The following is a 21,084-nucleotide window of genomic DNA, read 5'->3' on the forward strand; positions in this document are numbered from 1 at the left end:
GCACCCGGGCCACCGGCTCGGCTCAGCCCACCGACGAGTAGGCGACCACTCCGCGCAGCAGACCGTCGACCGCCTTGCGCGCGTTCTTCGCGACCGTCGACCTCTCACCGCCGGAGACCGGCGCGGCGGCCGAGATCTGGCCCAGCACGTCGATGACCTGCTTGCACCAGCGGACGAAGTCACCAGCCGGCATCTCCGCCTCGCGCAGCACCTCGTCGAGGCCTTTGCCGGAAGCCCACTCGTAGGCCGCCCAGGCGAAGCCGAGGTCCGGCTCGCGCTGGCCCACGCCCTCGGACTGGGTGATCCGGAAGTCCTCCTCCAGCGCGTCGAGACGGCCCCAGATGCGGACCATCTCGCCGAGCGCCGCCTTGGCCTTGCCGGACGGCAGCTTCGGTGCCATCGCGTCGTCACCGACCCGCGACTCGTACACCAACGCCGAGACGCAGGCCGCGAGTTCGGCCGGGTCGAGACCTTCCCAGACCCCGGCGCGCAGGCATTCGCTGGCCAGCAGGTCGAGTTCGCCGTACAGCCGGGCCAGCCGTCTGCCGTGCTCCGTGGCCTCGTCGCCGCGCAGGTAGTCCAGCTCGGTGAGGAGGGCGACGATCCGGTCGAAGGTGCGGGCGATGGTGTTCGTCCGGCCCTCGATGCGGTTCTCCAACTGCTTGGTGTCGCGCAGCAGCCGGTGGTAGCGCTCGGCCCAACGGGCGTGGTCCTCACGGTCGTTGCACCCGTGACAGGGGTGGGCGCGGATCGCGGTGCGCAGCCGGGCGATCTCACGGTCGTCGGCCGCCTCGGAACGACGCTTGCGCAGCCGGTCGGGGACGATGTGCCCGGCCTTGGTGCGCAGCGCGGAGGCGAGGTCGCGCCGGGACTGCGGGGAGCGCGGGTTGAAGGACTTCGGGATGCGCATCCGCTCCAGCGCCTCGACCGGCACCGGGAAGTCCATCGAGGCCAGTCGCTTCACCTGGCGCTCGGCGGTGAGGACCAGCGGGCGCGGTCCGTCGTGGTGCTCGAAGCCGCGGTGGCCGTTGGACCGGCCCGCGGGCAGCCCCGGGTCGAGGACCAGCGCCAGGCCCGCGAACTTGCCGGTCGGGACATGGATGATGTCGCCGGGCTTGAGCTTCTCCAGCGCCACGGCCGCCTCGGCGCGCCGCTGCGCCGCGCCCTGCTTGGCGAGCTCCGTCTCGCGGTCCTTGAGTTCGCGGCGCAGTCGCGCGTACTCGTCGAAGTCCCCGAGGTGGCAGGTCATGGACTCCTTGTAGCCCTCAAGACCCTCTTCGTTGCGCTGCACCTGCCGGGAGATCCCGACGACCGACTTGTCGGCCTGGAACTGCGCGAAGGACGTCTCCAGCAGCTCGCGCGAGCGGTGCCGGCCGAACTGCTCGACCAGGTTCACGGCCATGTTGTACGACGGCTTGAAGCTGGAGCGCAGCGGATAGGTACGGGTGCCCGCGAGTCCCGCCAGGTGGTCGGGGCTGAAGCCGCGCTGCCACAGCACGACGGCGTGGCCCTCGACATCGATGCCGCGACGCCCGGCACGACCGGTGAGCTGGGTGTACTCGCCGGGTGTGATGTCGGCGTGCTGCTCGCCGTTCCACTTGACGAGCTTCTCCAACACCACCGAGCGGGCGGGCATGTTGATGCCCAGTGCCAGGGTCTCGGTCGCGAACACGGCCTTCACCAGGCCGCGTACGAAGAGTTCCTCGACGACTTCCTTGAACGTGGGCAGCATGCCCGCGTGGTGGGCCGCGATGCCGCGCTCCAGGCCCTCCAGCCACTCGTAGTAGCCCAGGACGTGCAGGTCCTCGGAGGGGATGGACGCGGTGCGCTCCTCGACGATCTCGCGGACCTTCGCGCGCGCCTCCTCGTCGTTGAGCCTGAGGCCCGCGTACAGGCACTGCTGGACGGCGGCCTCGCAGGCGGCGCGGCTGAAGATGAACGTGATCGCGGGCAGCAGGCTCTCGGCGTCGAGCCGTTCGATGACCTCGGGGCGGCCCGGTGTCCAGATGCGTGAGCGCTGCCGGCGCTCGCGCTCGCGGTCGGCCTCGCGCATGGCGCGGCCGCGTCTGCGGTCCTGGAACGACGGACGGCTGGCCTCCATCCGGGCCAGGCGGGTGAGGTCGGGGTTGACCGCCTTCTTGTTGCCCTCACCCTCCTCGAAGAGGTCGTACATCCGGCGCCCGGCCAGCACGTGCTGGAACAGCGGGACGGGCCGGTGCTCGGAGACGATCACCTCGGTGTGGCCGCGCACGGTGTCCAGCCAGTCGCCGAACTCCTCCGCGTTCGACACGGTCGCCGAGAGTGACACCAGGGTCACCGACTCGGGGAGGTGGATGATCACTTCCTCCCAGACGGCGCCACGGAAGCGGTCGGACAGGTAGTGCACCTCGTCCATGACCACATAGCCGAGGCCGAGGAGGGTCTGGGAGCCCGCGTACAGCATGTTGCGCAGCACCTCGGTGGTCATGACGACCACCGGGGCATCGGAGTTGACGCTGTTGTCGCCGGTGAGCAGGCCGACCTTGTCCGCGCCGTAACGGCGGCACAGATCGGCGTACTTCTGGTTCGAGAGCGCCTTGATCGGCGTGGTGTAGAAGCACTTCTTGCCCTGCTGGAGGGCGAGGTGGACGGCGAACTCGCCGACAACCGTCTTGCCCGAGCCGGTGGGCGCGGCCACGAGCACACCCTTGCCCGCTTCGAGCGCCTGGCAGGCCTCGATCTGGTAGGGGTCGAGGCCGAAGTCGTACATCTCGCGGAAGGAGGCGAGCGCGGTGGCCTGCTCGACAGCGCGCTTCCGTGCTGCCGCATACCGCTCGGCCGGTGAGAGGTCCTCTGTCATCGTGCTTTCGAGACTACCGGCAGCCACTGACAACATGACGATCAATATCCGGATCTGTTTATCTCAAACCCCGGATTCCCGCAGCTCAGGGAATTGCCACGCGCACCGCAGCGGGCACGCACTCCGCCGTGAGCGGCAGCGGCCCCAGCGGCTCCCCGTCCGCGTACGCGGTGACACCCTCTGCGACGAGCTCGACCTTGGCGGCCCGGTACACGGTGACGACGGGGTGGTCGAGGTGGGTGCCCCGGTAGACCCTGGGGAACACCTTGAGCAGGGTCGTACGGCTGCACTCCCCGACGACCGTGACGTCGAACAGCCCGTCCTCCAGGTCGGCGTCCGCGCAGATCCTCATCCCGCCGCCATACGACGATCCGTTGCCGACCGCCACGAGGGTTGCCCCGATCTCCCGGACCTCACCGTCGTCCAGGGTGATCCGGTACGGGAGGGGCCTGAGGGCGGCCAGTTCGGCGAGCATGGCGAGGTCGTACTTGAAGCGGCCGACCGGCCACCGCATGCGATTGCCGCGATCGTTGACCCGGGAGTCGAAGCCGGAGGCGAGGACGGTGGCGAACCAGGTGCCGTTCACCCGGCCCAGGTCGATGTCGCGCAGCCGCGCTCCCTTGAGGGACTCGGCGATCAGCCGTCCCGCGGCCGCCGGGTCGCGCACCGGAAGTCCGAGGGCGCGGGCGAAGTCGTTCCCGGTGCCGGCGGCGACCAGGCCGAGCGGGGTGCGGGTGCCGGCGACGGCCTGGAGGGCGAGGTTCGCCATGCCGTCGCCCCCGACGGCTATCAGGGCGCCGGTGCCGCCCTCGACGGCCGCACGCGCGCGTGTGAGGGCGTCCTCGGCGTTCTCCCCGAGGACCGTACGGACGGAGAATCCCGCCGCCCGCAAGGCGAAAGCGGCCGGCTGCGCCGCGTGGGCGCCCCGGCCGCGTCCCGCGGTGGGGTTGACGAAAAGGGTGATCTCGCTGGTCACGGCCCTGACCCTACGAGATCCCGGGGCTTCGTCAGGTCACGTCGTCATAACCGTTGACCCGGTCCGTGCTCGACTGCCCGGGCAGCGCGCGACTGGACGACACGCTCTCGACCTCGCCGATGTCCTCGGGCGTGAGGTCCAGGTCGGAGGCCTCGTCGTCCGCCGGACCCTCGGCCTCGCGGCGCCGCTTGCGCCGGTCGTTCATCAGCGAGAAGACGACGGCGCCGAAGTACAGGACCCAGATCGGTACCGCGAGCGCCAGCATCGTCAGCGGGTCGGTGCTCGGCGTGGCGACGGCCGCGAAGACCGTGATGCCCATGATCATGGCGCGCCACCAGCCGAGCATGCGCTTGCCGGTCAGGATGCCGGTGAGGTTGAGCATGACCAGCAGCAGCGGCAGCTCGAAGGAGAGGCCGAAGACGACCACCATGCGCGTGACGAGGTCGAGCAGATCGTCCAGCGGCAGCAGGTTGTTCACACCGTCCGGCGTGAAGTCGATCAGCACCTTCGCGGTGGTGGGCAGCACCTTGTAGGCGAAGAAACCACCGGCGAAGAAGAGCGGAACGCCCGTCCCGACGAACGCGTACGCGTACTTCTTCTCGTTCTGGTGCAGACCGGGCGCGACGAACGCCCACAGTTGGTAGAGCCACACCGGCGAGGCGAGCGCGACGCCGGCCATCAACGAGACCTTCAACGCCAGGGTGAACGGGGCGAGCAGACCGTTGATCGTGATCTGCGCGCACTGCCCGCCCTTGGGCATCTTCGCCAGCTCGGCGAAGTCCGACGGACACCCGACCGAGTCCAGCACCGGCTTGGTGAAGAAGTTGATGATGTCGTTGTAGTAGAAGGCGGCCACGACCGTGACGATGACGATGGCCAGCATCGCCTTCGCGAGCCGGTTGCGGAGCTCACGAAGGTGCTCCGCGAGGGGCATCCGTCCCTCGGGATCCTTCTCCTTCTTGCGGGCAGACTTGGGCAACCCACGTCCTCATCTCGTGCGGTGGACCGGAGGCGTCCGGCCCTGCGTCAGCGCTTGGTCGTGTCCGTCGGCTCGGTGACCGGGCGGGAGCTGGTCACATCGCCGGGCGCGGCCTGGATCGTGCGCTGAGCCGGGGTCTGCTCGTCGGTGCTGGGCGGACCGGCCGGGGCGGGGGTGCTGCCCTCGTCCTTCATCGCCTTGGCCTCGCTCTTCAGGATGCGCGCGGACTTGCCGAGGGAGCGCGCCATGTCCGGAAGCTTCTTCGCGCCGAACAGCAGGATGATGACGACGAGGATGAGAATGATCTCGGGAGCGCCGAGCCTTCCGAACATAAGTCTTTACCTTCTCACCGAGGCGGCTGGGTCGGGGTGCTGTCCGATCGGTCGGACATGTGTCCGACCGATCGTGATGGCAGCGATCGTAACGCTCAGGGGTGAACGCGGGGCAATCCCTGTGCGTACTCCCAGTTCGCGGCCCGCGCCTCGTTCTCCGGACCACGATCAGAAGCGTACCCGCCCTCACTGGCAAGTCGACAGGCTCAAACGCCTCATTGCGTATACCTCGACGGACTCATACCAGGATCCCCGGAAGGTCATACGGCATCCACAGAGCGCGCGACCCCGACGGCCGCCCGCTCCAGGTCGTCGGCCGCCTGGTTGATCCGGCGCGCGGAGTCCGTCACCTGCTTCCCCAGACGTTCCGCTTCCACGAAGACACGGACAGCGAGGACGCCGAGAACGGCGATTCCAAGAAAACCCACAGCGATCGCGAACATCGGCCAGAACATGAGGTCGAGCCTAAGTCGTGGAGTGCAGGCGGAGTGTGCGCACCCCGCCACCGGTGAGGAGTTCGACGATGCGCTCGCCCGCGGGCTTGCGGACGGACGAGCCGCACTCGGTGCAGGTGAAGGAGTAGAACGTGGTGCGGCTGGTGGCGCCGATGGCCAGCAGCAGGGCGTTCGCCCTGAGCTCCAGAGCGGCCCGGCAGTCGGGGCAGCCGGCCTTGAACAGCACGTCGGCGACTCTGCGCATACCGGCGAACGCGGTGACGACCGTCATCTCCGCCGCGCCCGAGGACACACCGGCGCGCTCCGCGCCGCCCGCCTTCACCGACCCGCCGGCCCTCCGCGAGGTACCGGCATTCCCTGACGCGCCCGACATCGCCGACGTGGTCAAAGCCCCTGCTCCTGCCTGTCGTACGGTCCGTCCTGATCTCCCTCGAGCCCGTCGTAGGCCGCGAGTGCCTCCCGAGCCGCCTCACGGGCGCTGTCCGCCAGCTCCGGCGGCGACACGATCCGGCCGTCCCGGCCCAGGCGCAGCGCCAGCCGTCGCAGCGACGCGGGGTCGGGGGTCCGCAAGGTGATACGCAGCCCGCCCTCCGACAGCTCATCCGCACTGTCGTGCGGGTAGTACTCCGCGACCCAGCGCCCGCCCGGCCCGACCTCGACGACCACCTCGGGATCCTCGGCCGCTGGCTGCACCAGCCCCTCGGAGAGGTCCCGCAGCTCGATCTCGGGCGGCGAGGACGGCTCGTCGAGGATGCGGATCTCGGCGACCCGGTCGAGCCTGAAGGTGCGGCGCGCCTCGGAGCGGCGGCACCAGGCCTCCACGTACGTGTGCCCGACGCTGACCAGGCGGATCGGGTCGATCTCGCGCTCGGTGAGCTCGTCACGCGAGGGCGAGTAGTAGCGGATCCACAGCCGGCGCCGCTCGGAGATCGCCCGGTCGACGTCCGCGAAGACCCCGCCCTCGGACTCGAAGGTCACCGAGAGGCGGGAGCTGGCGCCCGCCGCCTCGCCCGAGGCGGCCTCCACCTTGGCGGTGGCGCGCAGCAGCGCCTGCCGGTCACCCTCGCGCAGCCCGGGCAGCGTGGACACCGCGCGGGCGGCCACCAGCAGCGCGGTCGCCTCGTCCGCGGCGATACGGAGGGGTTCGGCGACGAGGTCGGGGTTGTGCCACCAGATGCGGTCGCCGTCGGTGTCGATGTCGAGGAGGTCACCGCCGCGGAAGCTGGTCCCGCACAGCGGCAGCACGTCGAGGTCGGAGATCAGCTCGTCCTCGGTGATCCCGAAGGCCCGGGCGACATCACTGACGTGCGCGCCAGGGCGCTCACGCAGATAGGTCACCAGGGACAGCATCCGCCGGGTCTGGTCGATCGCGTTCGTGGGCCTGGCCGGTTTTCCTGCCACGTTCTCTACGTTCCCCCTCAGCCCTTGGCCACGGCGCGCAGCCGGTCCACTACATCGGCCCGCAGCTCGGCGGGCTCCAGAACCACCACGTCGGGCCCGAACTCGACGAGCCAGGCGTCCAGGCCGTGCCCGTACGGAATCTCCAACTCGTCCCAGCCGTCGCCGAGTTCCCGTACGGAGACCGCTTTGGCCCGCAGCGGGTAGCCGGAGCCGGTGCGCAGCCGGATCAGCGCGGAGCGGTCGGCGATCTCACCCGCCCAGCTCGCCACGGTCTCCCGCACGGTGACGACGTCGGGCACCTCGGCGGTGTAGCGCCCGGCGCGGGAGCGGACCCTGCCGGTGATCCGCGAGAGCCTGAAGACGCGCTCGGCGCCGCGGTCGCGGTCCCAGCCCGCCAGGTACCAGTGGCCGCGCCAGCACTCCAGCGCCCACGGCTCGACCTGCCGGGTCTCGGGGTGGGCGGCGGTGGCCTTGCGGTAGTCGAAGACGACCGGACGGCGGTCGCGGCAGGCCAGCATCAGCGGCTCGAAGGCCGCCTCGTGCACGGGGATGTGCGGTTCGAGGGCGCCATGCGCCTCGTAGGGGTCGAAGTCCTCGGCCAGCCCGGCGGCGCGCAGCTTCTGCAACGCACCGCTCGCCGCGCCGGCCAGCCGGGCCTGCTGCCAGACCTTGGCGGCGAGGCCGAGGGCGGCGGCCTCCTCGGCGTCGAGGGTGATGGGCGGCAGGCGGTTGCTGTCGCGGCGGGCGAGATAGCCGACCTCGCCGTCGAGGTTCTCCACCGTCTCGATGACCAGGCCCAGCTCGCGCAGATCGTCCTTGTCGCGCTCGAACATCCGGTTGAAGGAGTCGTCCGACCCGGCTTCCAGATAGGCCTCGATGGACTCGCGGAGTTCGCGCTTGCTGAGCGGCCGCCGCGTCCCGAGCAGACACAGCGCGAGGTTCATCAGCCGCTCGGCCTTGGCAATGGCCATCGACGCCCTTCCTATGGTGCTTCCGACCGACGACCGTACCGCTCCGGAGTGCCCCGGCAAAAGCCGAGGGCCCATGCCCGGACAGGCATGGGCCCCTGGTGATCGGCTTCGGACGAATCCCGATCACAGAGCGTACGAAGATCGGGCGGGAACCCGGCCTTCATGGTGATCGGATCAAGACCCGATCCCGCTGTGGATCAGACCGCGACCAGGTCGCAGACGAAGATCAGCGTCTCGCCGGGGCCGATGCGGCCGCCGGCGCCACGGTCGCCGTACGCGAGGTGCGCCGGGATGACCAGCTGGCGACGGCCGCCGACCTTCATGCCCTGCACACCCTGGTCCCAGCCGCTGATGACCTGACCGACACCGAGCTGGAACTCCAGCGGGGCGCCGCGGTTCCAGGAGGCGTCGAACTCCTCGCCGGTGGAGAAGGCAACGCCCACGTAGTGGACCTTGACGAAGTCGCCGGCCTTGGCGACCTCGCCTTCGCCCTCCCAGATGTCCTTGATCTCGAGGTCCGCCGGGGGCTCGCCGCCCGGGAAGTCGATCTCGGGCTTCTCGATGCTCACGTCTCTAGCTCCTGCTTGTTCGCGTAAAGGCCTTAAAGCAACACCGACAGTCTCACATCCCGCAACGCGTTACATCTTGGCCAGGATGTCCACCGAGAACACCAGGGTGGAGTCCTTCTTGATGCCACTGCCGCTCGGCGGGTTGTTGCCGTAGCCCAGCGCCGGCGGAATGACGATGAGGACGCGGCTGCCCACCTTCTTGCCGGTCAGGCCCTGCGCCCAGCCCTTGACGACCTGCTGCAGCGAGAACTGCGCCAGCCGGCCGCTGCTGTACGTCGAGTCGAACTCCTTGCCGGTGTCCCAGAGCACGCCCTTGTACTGCACCAGGACACTGCTGTCCGCCTTGACCTCGTCGCCGTCGCCCTCGAGGACGTAGTTCGCCACGAGCTTCGTCGGGGCCGTGGCCTTCGGCACGTCGATGGAGGGGGCCTTGCCGTCGGTGTTGGTGCCGACCTTCGGGAGGGCGGCGTCACTCTGCGCGACCTCCTTGCCCTGGGCGGAGCTCTGCGCGTTGAAGGTGTTCTCGATGTCGACGACGAACACCAGCGTGTCGGTGCCCTTGATGCCCGCCTGCGCGTTGCCCTGCGTGCCGTAGCCCCAGGTGGGCGGCACGGACATCTCGACGCGGCTGCCGACCTTCTTGCCCACCAGGCCATAGCGCCAGCCGTCGATGATGCCGCCCTGCGCGAGCTGGATGACCAGCGGCGTCTTACGGTCGTAGGAGTTGTCGAAGACTTTGGCGGTGTCCCAGACCTGGCCGAGGTAGTTGGCCTGGATGTAGTCGTTCTCCGCGACCGTCTTGCCGCCGCCCGCGATGGCCGTCCTGACCGCCAGATCCTTCGACGGGGCGCCGCTGCCCTTGGCCACGGTCGGCTTCTCACCGAACTTCGTCCCGGCCGTGATCGCCGGCAGCGGACCGTCGACGATCTTCGGCGGCGGCGCCGCGGAGGCGGACGCGGCGGCCGACGGGGACGGGCTACTGGTGCTGGACTTGGCCTTGTCCGACTTGTCGTCACCGCATCCGGCGAGCGTGACCAGTCCGGCGGGTACGGCAATCATGAGGGAGCGTCGGCGCACGGTGAGGGCCTCGTATCGATCGATCTTGGTTGATGGCGTGCGCGCAACTCTACGACGTGAGAAGGGCGCCGTACGGAAAACGTACGGCGCCCCGCGTTGCGTTCCGCCCTCACACCCGGACTCAGCGCTCACATTCCCGCGATCAGCTTCTCCACCCGGTCGTCGACCGAACGGAACGGGTCCTTGCACAACACCGTGCGTTGTGCCTGGTCGTTGAGCTTGAGGTGGACCCAGTCGACGGTGAAATCGCGGCGCTGCTCCTGAGCCCGGCGGATGAAGTCGCCGCGCAGCCGGGCCCGAGTGGTCTGCGGCGGCACGGACTTGCCTTCGAAGATCTTCAAATCGTTGCAGATCCGGGTGGCTTGTCCCTTCCTCTCCAGCAGGTAGTACAGACCACGACGCCGGTGGATGTCGTGATATGCGAGGTCTATCTGCGCGACCCGGGGATGCGACATCGTCATGTTGTGCTTGGCCCGGTACCGCTCGATGAGCTTGTACTTCATCACCCAGTCGATTTCGGTACCGATCCGGTCGAGGTCCTCGGCCTCGATCGCGTCGAGCGTGCGGCCCCACAGTTCGAGCACCTGCTCGACCGTGCCGGTGCGGATGCCGCGGCGCTCGCAGAAGTCCACGGCCTTCTCGAAGTACTCCCGCTGCACTTCCAGCGCGGAGGCCTCCCGGCCGCTGGCCAGACGCACCTTGCGCCGGCCCGTGATGTCGTGACTGACCTCGCGGATCGCCCGAATGGGGTTCTCCAGGGTGAGGTCGCGCATGACCGTACCGGCCTCGATCATGCGCAGTACCAGGTCGGTGGCGCCGACCTTGAGGAGCATCGTCGTCTCGGACATGTTCGAGTCACCGACGATGACGTGCAGCCGCCGGTAGCGCTCGGCGTCTGCGTGCGGTTCGTCGCGGGTGTTGATGATCGGCCGGGAGCGGGTCGTCGCCGAGCTGACGCCCTCCCAGATGTGCTCGGCGCGCTGGCTCACGCAGTACACGGCGCCGCGCGGAGTCTGCAGCACCTTGCCGGCACCGCACAGCAGCTGCCGGGTGACCAGGAAGGGAATGAGAATGTCCGCGAGCCGGGAGAACTCCCCGTGCCGGGCCACCAGATAGTTCTCGTGGCACCCGTAGGAGTTGCCCGCCGAGTCGGTGTTGTTCTTGAACAGATAGACGTCGCCCGCGATTCCTTCCTCGTGCAGGCGTCGTTCGGCGTCGACCAGGAGTCCTTCGAGAATGCGCTCGCCGGCCTTGTCGTGGGTGACGAGTTCCGTCACGTTGTCACATTCGGGTGTCGCGTATTCCGGATGTGATCCCACGTCGAGATAGAGGCGGGCACCGTTCCGCAGAAAGACATTGCTGCTGCGGCCCCATGACACGACACGGCGGAAGAGGTACCGCGCCACCTCGTCGGGAGACAGGCGGCGCTGTCCCCTGAACGTACACGTGACGCCGTACTCGTTCTCCAGCCCGAAAATGCGGCGGTCCATGACTGAACATTACGCCCGATCCCCCGAGCTGAAACGGGGTTCGACGGCACGGTTTGGATCATTTTCCGATGAGACCGCAACGACCGCACCGTCCCCGGTAGCTGCGAGGACCCGCCCCGTGGCGAGCAGAACCACCAGCGCGGCGGCACCCGCGGCACCCGGCAGGGCGAAGCCCCACACGGCCCCGCCCCACTCGACGACCGGGCCCGCGAGGCCCGTTCCGACCGACGCGCCCACGGTGAACGTCGTCACAAGCCAGGAGAACGCCTCGGTGACGGTGCCCCTCGGCGCGTGCCGGTCGACGATGATGAAGGCGCAGGCGATGCAGGGCGCCAGGAAGACCCCGGCGAGGGCCGCGAGGGCCGTCATGGCGACCGCGCCCGGCATCAGCACGAGTGGCAGATAACACACCGCCAGAAGGGCGACCAGCACCCGCAGTCGCCGCTCGGGCGCGCTGCTCCACTGCCGCGCCCCGTACGCCGTCCCACCGGCGAGGGCCCCGAGCCCCACGGCCGCCATCAGCCAGCCGTACACCGCGTCGCCGCCGTGGTCGTCGGCGTACGACACCGCGGCGACCGTGATCGAGCCGAGCGCGATCCCCACGAACAGGAACGCGCCGAGCAGGGCCAGCAGCCCGGGTGAGCGCAACGCGCCGAGCCAGTGCGCCTCGCGCGGTGCCGAACGCCACGCGCGCGAGGGTGGCGAGAGGACCACGGAGAGGGCGCCCAGCACCCCGACGACGTTCAGGATCAGCAGCGCAGCCCGGGCGGACCAGAGCGAGGCACACAGGGTCAGCAGCAACGGTCCGACGGTGAACATGACTTCCTGCGCCACGGCGTCCATCGCGTACGCGGTGTGCACCTGCTCCTCCCGGCGCAGCACGGAGGGCCACAACGCCCGCAGACCGCCCTCCAGGGGCGGCGTGAAGAGCCCGGCGACGACCATCGCCAGATACGCCACCGGCAGCGGGTCGGTGCCCGAGAAGGCGAAGACGGCCATCCCGAGGGCCGAGACGAGCGCGGCCGGCAACTGGACGCGCGGCTGCCCGTACAGATCCACGAGCCGCCCGAGCAGCGGCTGTCCCACGGCATTGCCCACCCCGTACACGGCCGCGAGCGCACCGGCCAGGCTGTACGTCCCGCCCTCCGCCCGGACGAAGAGCACGACGGCGATGGCGGCGGTGGCGTTGGGCAGCCGCCCGGTGAGCGTGCCGGCGAGCAGCCGTGCGGCGTGCTTCGCCCTGAGGATCTCCAGGTATCCCGCGGCCATGTCATGCCCTTCCGGTAACGCGTGACGCCCGATGGTCATGCACACGAGGTTTTACGTATAACGCCCTGTGTCATACGTACCATGTGCCCAGTCCGCGAGTCCAGACGAAGGAGCAGGTCGCCGGTGGCACGAGGTAACACCCGCCCGACGAGCCGTGACGTCGCCCAGGCCGCCGGGGTGTCCCAGGCCGCGGTCTCCCTGGTGCTGGGCGACAAGTGGCGCGGCCGGGTCGCCGAGACGACCGCGGAACGCGTCCGCGAGGCCGCCCAGGAGCTCGGGTACCGCCCGAACCTGGCCGCCCGCAACCTCCGCCTGGGCCGCACCCGTACGGTCCTCCTGGTGGTCCCGGCGCTGACCACCGAGTTCTTCGCCGGGGTCTACACCGGCGCGGCCCGCGTCGCGGCGGAACACGGCTTCGGCGTGGTCCTGTACCCCTCCCCCGAGGGCATCGGCCCCGCCCGTGACCCGTTCGGCTCCGCGGCGGCCGCCCTGGACGGCGTCATCGCCTCCTCCATGGCCGCGGACGCCCTCACCGCCATCCGGGGCGACCAGCTCCCCCTGGTGATGCTCGACAGCGACCCTGAGGGCAGCCTGGGCGCGGCGACCGTCAACCTCGACATCAAGGACGGCGTACGACAGGTGGCCGAGCACCTCCTGTCCCTGGGCCACCGCCGCTTCCTCCATCTGGCGGCGGACATCCCGTCCTGGACCTTCGAGGTACGCGCCCGGGAACTGGCCAAACGCCTGTCCGAGGTCCCCGGCACGGACCTCCGCACGACCCGGGCCCCGATCTCCATCGAGGACGCGGTGGCCGCCGCGGGATCGGCCCTGGCCGCCCCCGGCCCCCGCCCCACCGCCCTGGTCTGCGACGACGACAAACTGGCGGCAGGCGCCTACAAGGCGGCTCGCCGCCTGGGCCTGCGCATCCCCGAGGACCTCTCCGTCACGGGCCTGGACGACCTGGCCCTGGCCCAGGCCATCGACCCGGAGCTCACCACCGTCCGCCTGGACGCGGAACGCTTCGGCGAACGCGGCATGGAAGCCCTCCTGGCCGTCCTGGACGGCCGAACACCCCCCGTGGGCGACATCCCGGTGCAACTGGTCGTACGAGGCTCCACGGCCCCACCAGGCTCCCCGCAGACCGCACGCCCCACGCAGTAGACCGCACGCCCCACGCACCCGCACCCGCACCCGCACCCGCACCCGCCGACACACGAAAGGGGCCGTGCCGGAACATCAAAGCCCGTCGCTCACGTCCGGATCTGGAAACGGCTCCCCACGGGGCGACCTCTGATCCGGCGGCGACGGGCTGATGTACCTACACGGCCCCGCCCCACCCACCGGCACCCGGCGGGCAGGGCGAAGACCAACGGTCACTCCTCGTCTTCGGCGTCCTCGGCCTCCGTGGCGGTCTCCGCGCCGCCCTCCTCCAGCAGCCGGTCCAGCTGACGCCCGACGATCCGCCTGAACTTGCGCTGCTGCGGACGCGTACGGTCCAGGACCGCGACCTCCAGGCGCTCCGCGGGGATCTCCCGCTCGCCCCCGTTCGGCTCCCGCGACAGCGACTGCACGGCCAGCTTCAGCGCCTCCGCCAGCGACATCCCGTCCTGGTGACGCTGGTCCAGGTAACTGCTGATCTGCTCGGCATTGCCACCCACCGCGACGGATCCGTGCTCGTCCACGATGGACCCGTCGTGCGGCAGCCGATAGATCTGGTCGCCTTCGGGGGTCTCCCCCACCTCGGCGACAACGAGCTCCACCTCGTACGGCTTCTCGGCAGCCGAGGAGAAGATCGTGCCCAGCGTCTGTGCGTACACATTCGCCAGACCGCGGGCGGTCACATCATCACGGTCATAGGTGTAACCCCGCAGATCGGCATAGCGCACGCCACCGATCCGCAGATTCTCGTATTCGTTGTACTTGCCGGCGGCCGCGAAGCCGATCCGGTCGTAGATCTCGCTGAACTTGTGCAGCGCACGGGACGGGTTCTCGCCGACGAACACAATGCCGTCGGCGTACTGCAGCACAACGAGGCTGCGACCGCGGGCGATGCCCTTACGGGCGTATTCCGCCCGGTCGGCCATGGCCTGCTGGGGTGAGACATAGAACGGCGTCGACACCGGTTATCCGTCCCTTTCTGTCGAAGTCACTGGGTCACCTTGGCAAAAGGAGCCGAGCTCAGAGCAGCGCGGCCCGCGGACCGTCCGGCTGCTCCAGACGCCGCTCCAGAATCGCGCGGGCGATGTCGGAGGACTCGTCGTCGGTGAGCCTGCGGAAGCCGTCCTCGGTGATCACGGTGACGATCGGGTAGATCCGGCGGGCGACGTCGGGACCACCGGTCGCCGAGTCGTCGTCGGCCGCGTCGTACAGCGCCTGGATGACGAGGGTCGTGGCCTGCTCTTCGGTCAGGTCGTCGCGGTAGAGCTTCTTCATGGCACCGCGCGCGAAGATCGAGCCGGAGCCGGTGGAGGCGTAGCCCTGCTCCTCGGAGCGGCCGCCGGTGACGTCGTAGGAGAAGATGCGGCCCTTGTCGCGGTCCACGTCGAAACCCGCGAAGAGAGGAACCACGGCGAGGCCCTGCATGGCCATGCCGAGGTTGGAACGGATCATGGTGGAGAGCCGGTTCGCCTTGCCCTCCAGGGAGAGCGTGGTGCCCTCCACCTTCTCGAAGTGCTCCAGCTCCAGCTGGAACAGCTTGACCATCTCGACGGCCAGACCGGCCGTACCGGCGATGCCCACCGCCGAGTACTCGTCGGCCGGGAAGACCTTCTCGATGTCGCGCTGAGCGATCATGTTGCCCATGGTGGCCCGGCGGTCGCCGGCGAGGACGACCCCGCCGGGGAACGTGACGGCGACGATGGTCGTGCCGTGCGGGGCCTCGATCACGCCCTGGACGGGCGGCAGCTGCCGCTTGCCCGGCAGCATCTCCGGCTGGTGCTCGGACAGGAAGTCCATGAAGGACGACGACCCGGGCGTCAGGAAGGCAGCCGGTAGACGCCCGGTGCTACGAGTGTTGGCTTCCACGGGGATCCTTCCAAGTAGGCGGCAGCCCGACGAACAGCGTCGGGATCATCTCCCAACTTGCCGATGGCCGAATTGCAGTTGAAGCACGGTACGCCACGGACCCTACCCGTCTCGTGGCGTTGATCCACATGAACTGCGGGACCTTTCAAACCGATCCCGCAGAGCCCCATTGATGACGAGGAGCCGCCTTGATCTCACGGGGCCCTTCGATCTCACAGAGCCCTTTGATCACGCACAGCCCCATGGAGGAGGCGACACCCTTTCGAACGCCGGGCATCGCCGACGAAGACTGCCCGCGGCCCGGTCTCCCGTCACCGCGAGCAGCACTTCACGCCCAGCCCTTCCGGCGCTCAGTCGCCCCCGAGTAAGGCCTTCGAATCGAAGGGGAAAGTGGCCTACTGGCCACCCTTCTGAACGAAGCTTCGCACGAAGTCCTCGGCATTTTCCTCGAGTACGTCGTCGATCTCGTCCAGAACCGAGTCGACGTCGTCGCTCAGCTTCTCCTGGCGTTCCTTGAGGTCGTCCGATACCTGCGCGTCCTGCGCCTGCTCCTCGACCTCCTCGGTGGAACGCGTCGCCTTCTGCTGTCCGCCGCCGGTGTCCTTGGTCGCCATAACCCTCACCCCGCTCGGTTCGACGTTCTTGATCAGACCCTACAAGCAGGGTCCGACATCGGCCCCGCAGTTGCTACAACGTCCGGGAGCCACCTCGATGATTCCCGGACGTCGCGTCTTTCCACCCCGTTGTGCCGCCCGGGCTCCTACGCCCCTGGCGGCCCGGTCAGCCGCCTGACAGGACCCTGACCAGGTCTTCCGCCGTACGGCAGCGGTCGAGGAGCTCCTTGACGTGATTACGCGTTCCGCGAAGCGGCTCCAGGGTTGGGACGCGCTGAAGCGAGTCCCGGCCCGGCAGATCGAAGATCACCGAGTCCCAGGAGGCCGCCGCCACATCGTCCGCGTACTGCTCCAGACAGCGCCCGCGGAAGTACGCACGGGTGTCCTCGGGCGGCTTCGTACGGGCCCGCTCGACGTCCCGCTCGTCCAGGAGCCGCTTCATCTTGCCGCGCGCCGCCAGACGGTTGTACAGGCCCTTCTCGGCCCGTACGTCGGCGTACTGGAGGTCGACCAGGTGCAGCCGTGCCGCGTCCCAGTCGAGGCCGTCACGGCGCCGGTAGCCCTCCATGAGCTCCCGCTTGGCGACCCAGTCGAGCTCCCCTGAGAGGCTCATCGGGTCGTTCTCCAGGCGGTTGAGAGTGTCCTCCCAGCGGACCAGGACGTCCTTGGTCTGGTCGTCGGCGTCCGCCCCGAAGCGTTCCTCCACGTATTTGCGCGACAGCTCGAAGTACTCCATCTGGAGCTGCACCGCGGTCAGCGTGCGACCGCTGCGCAGCGTGACGAGCCGCTTCAGCGTGGGGTCGTGCGAGACCTGGTGCAGCGTGCGCACGGGCTGGTCGACGGCCAGGTCGACGGCGATGAAGCCGTCCTCGATCATGGACAGGACCAGGGCGGTCGTGCCCAGCTTGAGATAGGTCGAGATCTCCGACAGGTTCGCGTCACCGATGATCACGTGCAGCCTGCGGTACTTCTCGGCGTCCGCGTGCGGCTCGTCGCGGGTGTTGATGATGGGGCGCTTGAGCGTGGTCTCGAGGCCCACCTCGACCTCGAAGTAGTCCGCGCGCTGACTGAGCTGGAAGCCGTGCTCGTGCCCGTCCTGGCCGATACCGACGCGGCCCGCTCCGGTGACGACCTGGCGTGAGACGAAGAACGGCGTGAGGTGGCGCACGATGTCCGAGAAGGGGGTCTCCCGCTTCATCAGGTAGTTCTCGTGCGTCCCGTACGAGGCGCCCTTGTTGTCGGTGTTGTTCTTGTAGAGGTGGATCGGCTGGGCGCCGGGGAGCTGGGCCGCGCGCTCCGCGGCCTCCGCCATGATGCGCTCGCCGGCCTTGTCCCACAGGACGGCGTCCCACGGGTTGGTGACCTCGGGAGCGCTGTACTCCGGGTGCGCGTGGTCCACGTACAGCCGTGCGCCATTGGTGAGGATGACATTGGCCAGGCCGATGTCCTCGTCGGTGAGCTGGCTGGAGTCGGCGGCCTCGCGGGCGAGGTCGAAGCCTCGCGCGTCCCGCAGCGGGTTCTCCTCCTCGAAATCCCAGCGGGCGCGGCGCGCCCGGTGCATCGCCGCCGCGTACGCGTTGACGATCTGGGACGAGGTGAGCATGGCATTGGCGTTGGGGTGGCCGGGGACGGAGATCCCGTACTCCGTCTCGATGCCCATTACTCGCCGTACGGTCATGCGGCCCTCCTTGCCCGGCGGCGCCCTCGGTCGGGGGCGCTGCTCAAGTACCGCTGGTGCTCCGGTGCGTGTGCGGTGCCCGTCCCCGCAACGCGCGACTCGGCGGTACGAAAGAGCCTAGAACGCCTCTGCGCTGGTGGGGAGATCATTTGCGTCATTGCTCTGCTCCAGCCGTGCCCCGGAAAGCAGTCGGCTGCGGGTACCCGTGGAGGGCACCCGCAGCCGCCCTGTCTTTTACAGGTACTGCCCGGTGTTCGCCACCGTGTCGATGGAGCGTCCGGTGTCCGCACCCTGCTTTCCGGTGACGAGCGTACGGATGTAAACGATCCGTTCGCCCTTCTTTCCGGAGATTCGGGCCCAGTCGTCCGGGTTGGTGGTGTTCGGCAGGTCCTCGTTCTCCTTGAACTCGTCCACGCACGCCTGGAGGAGGTGGGAGACCCGAAGGCCCTTCTGGTTCTGCTCGAGGAAGGCCTTGATCGCTGCCTTCTTGGCGCGGCCGACGATGTTCTCGATCATGGCGCCCGAGTTGAAGTCCTTGAAGTACAGGACTTCCTTGTCGCCGTTGGCGTAGGTGACCTCGAGGAAGCGGTTTTCCTCGGACTCGGCGTACATCTGTTCCACAGCGGTCTGGATCATGCCGTGGACGGTGGCCGCCCGGTCCCCGCCGTGCTCTCCGAGGTCGTCGGAGTGCAGCGGGAGGCGTTGTGTGAGGTACTTGGCGAAGATGTCCTTGGCGGCCTCGGCGTCCGGGCGCTCGATCTTGATCTTCACATCGAGTCGTCCGGGGCGCAGGATCGCGGGGTCGATCATGTCCTCGCGGTTCGAGGCGCCGATCACGACCACGTTCTCCAGGCCTTCCACGCCGTCGATCTCGGCGAGCAGCTGGGGGACGATGGTGTTCTCCACGTCCGAGCTGACGCCCGATCCACGGGTGCGGAAGAGGGACTCCATCTCGTCGAAGAAGACGATGACGGGGGTGCCCTCGCTGGCCTTCTCACGAGCACGCTGGAAGACGAGGCGGATCTGCCGCTCGGTCTCGCCGACGTACTTGTTCAGGAGCTCGGGGCCCTTGATGTTGAGGAAGAAGCTCTTTCCGGTGGCCTGGCCGGTGACCTCGGCGACCTTCTTGGCCAGCGAGTTGGCGACCGCCTTGGCGATGAGCGTCTTACCGCATCCGGGAGGCCCGTAGAGCAGCACACCCTTGGGCGGCCGCAGTTCGTGCTCCTTGAAGAGGTCGGGGTAGAGGTAGGGGAGCTCGACCGCGTCGCGGATCAGTTCGATCTGGTTTCCCAGGCCGCCGATCTGCTCGTAGCCGATGTCCGGCACCTCTTCGAGGACGAGCTCCTCGACCTCGCTCTTGGGGACAACTTCGTAGACATAGCCGGAGCGGGGTTCGAGAAGCAGGGCATCGCCGGGACGGATGACGACGTCCAGGAGCGGCTCGGCGAGCCGTACCACCCGTTCCTCGTCGGTGTGTCCCTGCACCAGGGCGCGTTCGCCGTCCTCGAGGATCTCCTTGAGGGTGACGATGTCGCCGACGCTCTCGTACTCCATGGCCTCGACCACGTTGAGGGCTTCGTTGAGCATCACTTCCTGGCCGCGCCTGAGCTCCTCGAGCTCCACGCTGGGGCTGACGTTCACCCGGAGCTTGCGGCCCCCGGTGAAGATGTCCGCCGTGCCGTCCTCGTTCGCCACGAGGAAGACACCGAAGCCTGCCGGTGGCTGCGCCAGCCGGTCGACCTCTTCCTTGAGGGCCACGATCTGGTCGCGGGCCTCACGGAGCGTGTTGGCGAGCCGCTCGTTCTGTGCGGACACGCCGGCCAGGTTGGTCTGCAGCTCGACGATCCGCTCTTCGAGAATCCTCGTGTGCCGCGGAGAGTCGGCGAGCTTGCGTCGCAGGACGGCGATCTCCTGCTCAAGGTAGGCAACCTGCCCGGCAGGGTCATCGGACCCTCGTCCCGGGCGGATGCCGCGGTTCATGTCGTCGTCGTGGGCTGCCACGGTCCTCACCTCCTCCAAGGGGAGCTGGACGCTTCCAGACCCTACCTGGGTGGGTGTCGATTGAAACCCCTAGATCACAAAGACTGTCGAGGTGTGTCCGATCTTCACCCTTGCGCTCTCCCTCACGCCAGGGGAATACCCACCGAACACGGTCGGGAAGCGGGCGGAGGTAGGGTCGACGTGTTCAACACCCGTCAGAGCTGGCCCGATTCCCCAGTCTTCGGATCGCTCGACGCAGGAAACGGCAGGAGAAATGACCGTGCAGCAGGAGGCCCCAGGCGACAGCGAGGCTCTCGAAGTCTGGATCGACCAGGATCTCTGTACCGGAGACGGTATCTGCGCCCAGTACGCGCCGGAGGTCTTCGAGCTGGACATCGACGGTCTGGCCTATGTGAAGAGCGCCGAGGACGAGCTCCTGCAGGCCCCGGGCGCCACAACGCCCGTACCGCTGACGCTTCTGCGGGATGTCGCCGACTCCGCGAAGGAGTGCCCCGGCGACTGCATCCACGTACGTCGAGTTTCGGACAGGGTCGAGGTCTACGGTCCCGACGCGGAGTGACCCGAAGGGCACTCCACGTCACGACATGTCTCTTTTCTCACACGCTTCTCATGCGTTCTGGGCCCCGGAGGGTGTCGAGCGGATGAACGTGCCGTTCTTCCACTGCCACTTGGCCTGCTCCTTCACGTCCGGGCAGCAACTCGGCACGTCGGCAGAGGAGTAGCCGAGCAGGGTCGCCGTGACGGCGCCGTCACGCACCGCGAAGTCGGTGACGTTGAGGCGGTCCTTCGGGTCGATCAGGGTGGCCACGACGCGGGGCTTCTTGGCCCCCGACCCGCCCTGGGTGAGGACGTAGACGCCGTTGGGCGGGGTGCCGATGCCCGCGTCGCAGCGGACGACGGCCACCGTCTCCGGGCTGCCGTCGCCGTCGAGGTCTCCGGACGCCTTCTTCTGCACGAGGACCTTGACGGGCCCGCACTCGATCGGGAACGTGACGCCCGCGGGATCCGGGGGCGCCGTCACGGCCGGGGCGGACTTGGCCCCGGGACCGGGCTGGGCCGCCGTCGCGGAGCCGGGCTGGAGGACCGAGGAGAGGGCGACGACTCCCGCCAGGGCGGTGGCCGTGGCGAGCCAGTGGATGGGGCGGGTGTGGGTGTGCGCCAGTTCAGGGACGACGGATTGCTGCACTAGGAGCGTCTCCTGGGAGGGCCGTGACGGTGGGGGTGGGGTGGCCAGCATGGTGCCACACGTCACAGTGGGGTGGAACGGCGGGGTCCGGACTTCTGGCGGCGCGTCAACGCGGGACGTCAACGGAAAGGGCTTGCGGCGGAGTTGCCCACCTGTTCCGGGGCCCCCGTGCGGGAACGCACCGCGGCCGAGCTCCGGAGTGCTTCCGGGAACTCGGCCACAG

General features: G+C 68.8%; 20 protein-coding genes and 1 pseudogene. 2 read left to right on the plus strand and 19 right to left on the minus strand.

Annotated elements, in window-relative coordinates; genetic code table 11:
* Positions 1–22 precede the first annotated feature (22 nt).
* The 12 genes from OG798_RS14530 to OG798_RS14585 all read right to left on the minus strand — a co-directional run bounded on the left by OG798_RS14530 (position 23) and on the right by OG798_RS14585 (position 12,358).
* Positions 23–2,884 (minus strand): DEAD/DEAH box helicase, encoded by a 2,862-nt coding sequence (locus OG798_RS14530; RefSeq protein WP_095855589.1) that lies wholly within the window; start codon positions 2,882–2,884, stop codon positions 23–25.
* A 40-nt stretch (positions 2,885–2,924) separates the two neighbouring features.
* Positions 2,925–3,815 carry a diacylglycerol kinase gene (locus OG798_RS14535; protein ID WP_095855588.1) on the minus strand — a complete coding sequence of 297 codons (891 nt, stop codon included), beginning with the start codon at positions 3,813–3,815 and terminating at the stop codon, positions 2,925–2,927.
* A 31-nt stretch (positions 3,816–3,846) separates the two neighbouring features.
* A complete protein-coding gene (gene tatC / locus OG798_RS14540) occupies positions 3,847–4,794 on the minus strand; it encodes a twin-arginine translocase subunit TatC (RefSeq protein WP_095855587.1) in 948 nt (315 codons plus the stop codon).
* A gap of 47 nt (positions 4,795–4,841) precedes the next feature.
* A complete protein-coding gene (gene tatA / locus OG798_RS14545) occupies positions 4,842–5,126 on the minus strand; it encodes a Sec-independent protein translocase subunit TatA (protein WP_054231175.1) in 285 nt (94 codons plus the stop codon).
* 260 nt (positions 5,127–5,386) lie between these two features.
* Positions 5,387–5,581 carry a hypothetical protein gene (locus OG798_RS14550; RefSeq protein ID WP_095855586.1) on the minus strand — a complete coding sequence of 65 codons (195 nt, stop codon included), beginning with the start codon at positions 5,579–5,581 and terminating at the stop codon, positions 5,387–5,389.
* A gap of 10 nt (positions 5,582–5,591) precedes the next feature.
* Positions 5,592–5,852: a hypothetical protein gene (locus OG798_RS14555; RefSeq protein WP_179857292.1), complete on the minus strand. Its 261-nt coding sequence runs from the start codon at positions 5,850–5,852 to the stop codon at positions 5,592–5,594.
* A gap of 113 nt (positions 5,853–5,965) precedes the next feature.
* Positions 5,966–6,982 (minus strand): helix-turn-helix transcriptional regulator, encoded by a 1,017-nt coding sequence (locus OG798_RS14560; protein ID WP_328757172.1) that lies wholly within the window; start codon positions 6,980–6,982, stop codon positions 5,966–5,968.
* A 17-nt stretch (positions 6,983–6,999) separates the two neighbouring features.
* A complete protein-coding gene (locus OG798_RS14565; RefSeq protein ID WP_095855584.1) occupies positions 7,000–7,953 on the minus strand; it encodes a helix-turn-helix transcriptional regulator in 954 nt (317 codons plus the stop codon).
* 197 nt (positions 7,954–8,150) lie between these two features.
* Positions 8,151–8,522 (minus strand): FKBP-type peptidyl-prolyl cis-trans isomerase, encoded by a 372-nt coding sequence (locus OG798_RS14570; RefSeq protein ID WP_095855583.1) that lies wholly within the window; start codon positions 8,520–8,522, stop codon positions 8,151–8,153.
* A 69-nt stretch (positions 8,523–8,591) separates the two neighbouring features.
* Positions 8,592–9,599, minus strand: a complete 1,008-nt coding sequence (locus OG798_RS14575) for an FKBP-type peptidyl-prolyl cis-trans isomerase (protein WP_095855582.1) — start codon at positions 9,597–9,599, stop codon at positions 8,592–8,594.
* A gap of 128 nt (positions 9,600–9,727) precedes the next feature.
* Positions 9,728–11,089, minus strand: a complete 1,362-nt coding sequence (pafA, locus tag OG798_RS14580; RefSeq protein WP_054231169.1) for a Pup--protein ligase — start codon at positions 11,087–11,089, stop codon at positions 9,728–9,730.
* Between the two features lie 9 nt (positions 11,090–11,098).
* Positions 11,099–12,358, minus strand: a complete 1,260-nt coding sequence (locus OG798_RS14585; RefSeq protein WP_121416650.1) for an MFS transporter — start codon at positions 12,356–12,358, stop codon at positions 11,099–11,101.
* A gap of 123 nt (positions 12,359–12,481) precedes the next feature.
* Here OG798_RS14585 and OG798_RS14590 point away from each other — a divergent pair, with 123 nt between their 5' ends.
* Positions 12,482–13,519: a LacI family DNA-binding transcriptional regulator gene (locus tag OG798_RS14590; protein ID WP_179436628.1), complete on the plus strand. Its 1,038-nt coding sequence runs from the start codon at positions 12,482–12,484 to the stop codon at positions 13,517–13,519.
* Between the two features lie 212 nt (positions 13,520–13,731).
* Here OG798_RS14590 and prcA read toward each other — a convergent pair whose 3' ends face one another.
* From prcA to arc, 6 genes and pseudogenes are all read right to left on the minus strand, one after another.
* Complete coding sequence (prcA, locus tag OG798_RS14595) at positions 13,732–14,478, minus strand: proteasome subunit alpha (protein ID WP_067365348.1); 747 nt, start codon at positions 14,476–14,478, stop codon at positions 13,732–13,734.
* Between the two features lie 58 nt (positions 14,479–14,536).
* A complete protein-coding gene (gene prcB, locus OG798_RS14600) occupies positions 14,537–15,382 on the minus strand; it encodes a proteasome subunit beta (RefSeq protein ID WP_121416649.1) in 846 nt (281 codons plus the stop codon).
* Positions 15,334–15,561, minus strand: a pseudogene (locus OG798_RS14605) (endonuclease domain-containing protein); the annotation flags it as partial. The pseudogene OG798_RS14605 and the gene prcB, both read right to left, overlap by 49 nt.
* Before the next feature lie 216 nt (positions 15,562–15,777).
* On the minus strand, positions 15,778–15,996 hold the full coding sequence (locus OG798_RS14610; protein WP_060902297.1) for a ubiquitin-like protein Pup: 219 nt from the start codon (positions 15,994–15,996) through the stop codon (positions 15,778–15,780).
* 166 nt (positions 15,997–16,162) lie between these two features.
* Positions 16,163–17,674 carry a depupylase/deamidase Dop gene (gene dop / locus OG798_RS14615; RefSeq protein WP_351527438.1) on the minus strand — a complete coding sequence of 504 codons (1,512 nt, stop codon included), beginning with the start codon at positions 17,672–17,674 and terminating at the stop codon, positions 16,163–16,165.
* 234 nt (positions 17,675–17,908) lie between these two features.
* Positions 17,909–19,675, minus strand: coding sequence for a proteasome ATPase (gene arc, locus OG798_RS14620; protein ID WP_067366395.1), 1,767 nt, complete (start codon positions 19,673–19,675; stop codon positions 17,909–17,911).
* 253 nt (positions 19,676–19,928) lie between these two features.
* Here arc and OG798_RS14625 point away from each other — a divergent pair, with 253 nt between their 5' ends.
* Complete coding sequence (locus OG798_RS14625) at positions 19,929–20,234, plus strand: ferredoxin (RefSeq protein ID WP_054231162.1); 306 nt, start codon at positions 19,929–19,931, stop codon at positions 20,232–20,234.
* A gap of 48 nt (positions 20,235–20,282) precedes the next feature.
* Here OG798_RS14625 and OG798_RS14630 read toward each other — a convergent pair whose 3' ends face one another.
* Positions 20,283–20,861 carry a hypothetical protein gene (locus tag OG798_RS14630; protein ID WP_328757178.1) on the minus strand — a complete coding sequence of 193 codons (579 nt, stop codon included), beginning with the start codon at positions 20,859–20,861 and terminating at the stop codon, positions 20,283–20,285.
* Positions 20,862–21,084: the final 223 nt, after the last annotated feature.

It is taken from the genome of Streptomyces sp. NBC_00271, assembly GCF_036178845.1.
Classification (GTDB): Bacteria; Actinomycetota; Actinomycetes; order Streptomycetales; family Streptomycetaceae; genus Streptomyces.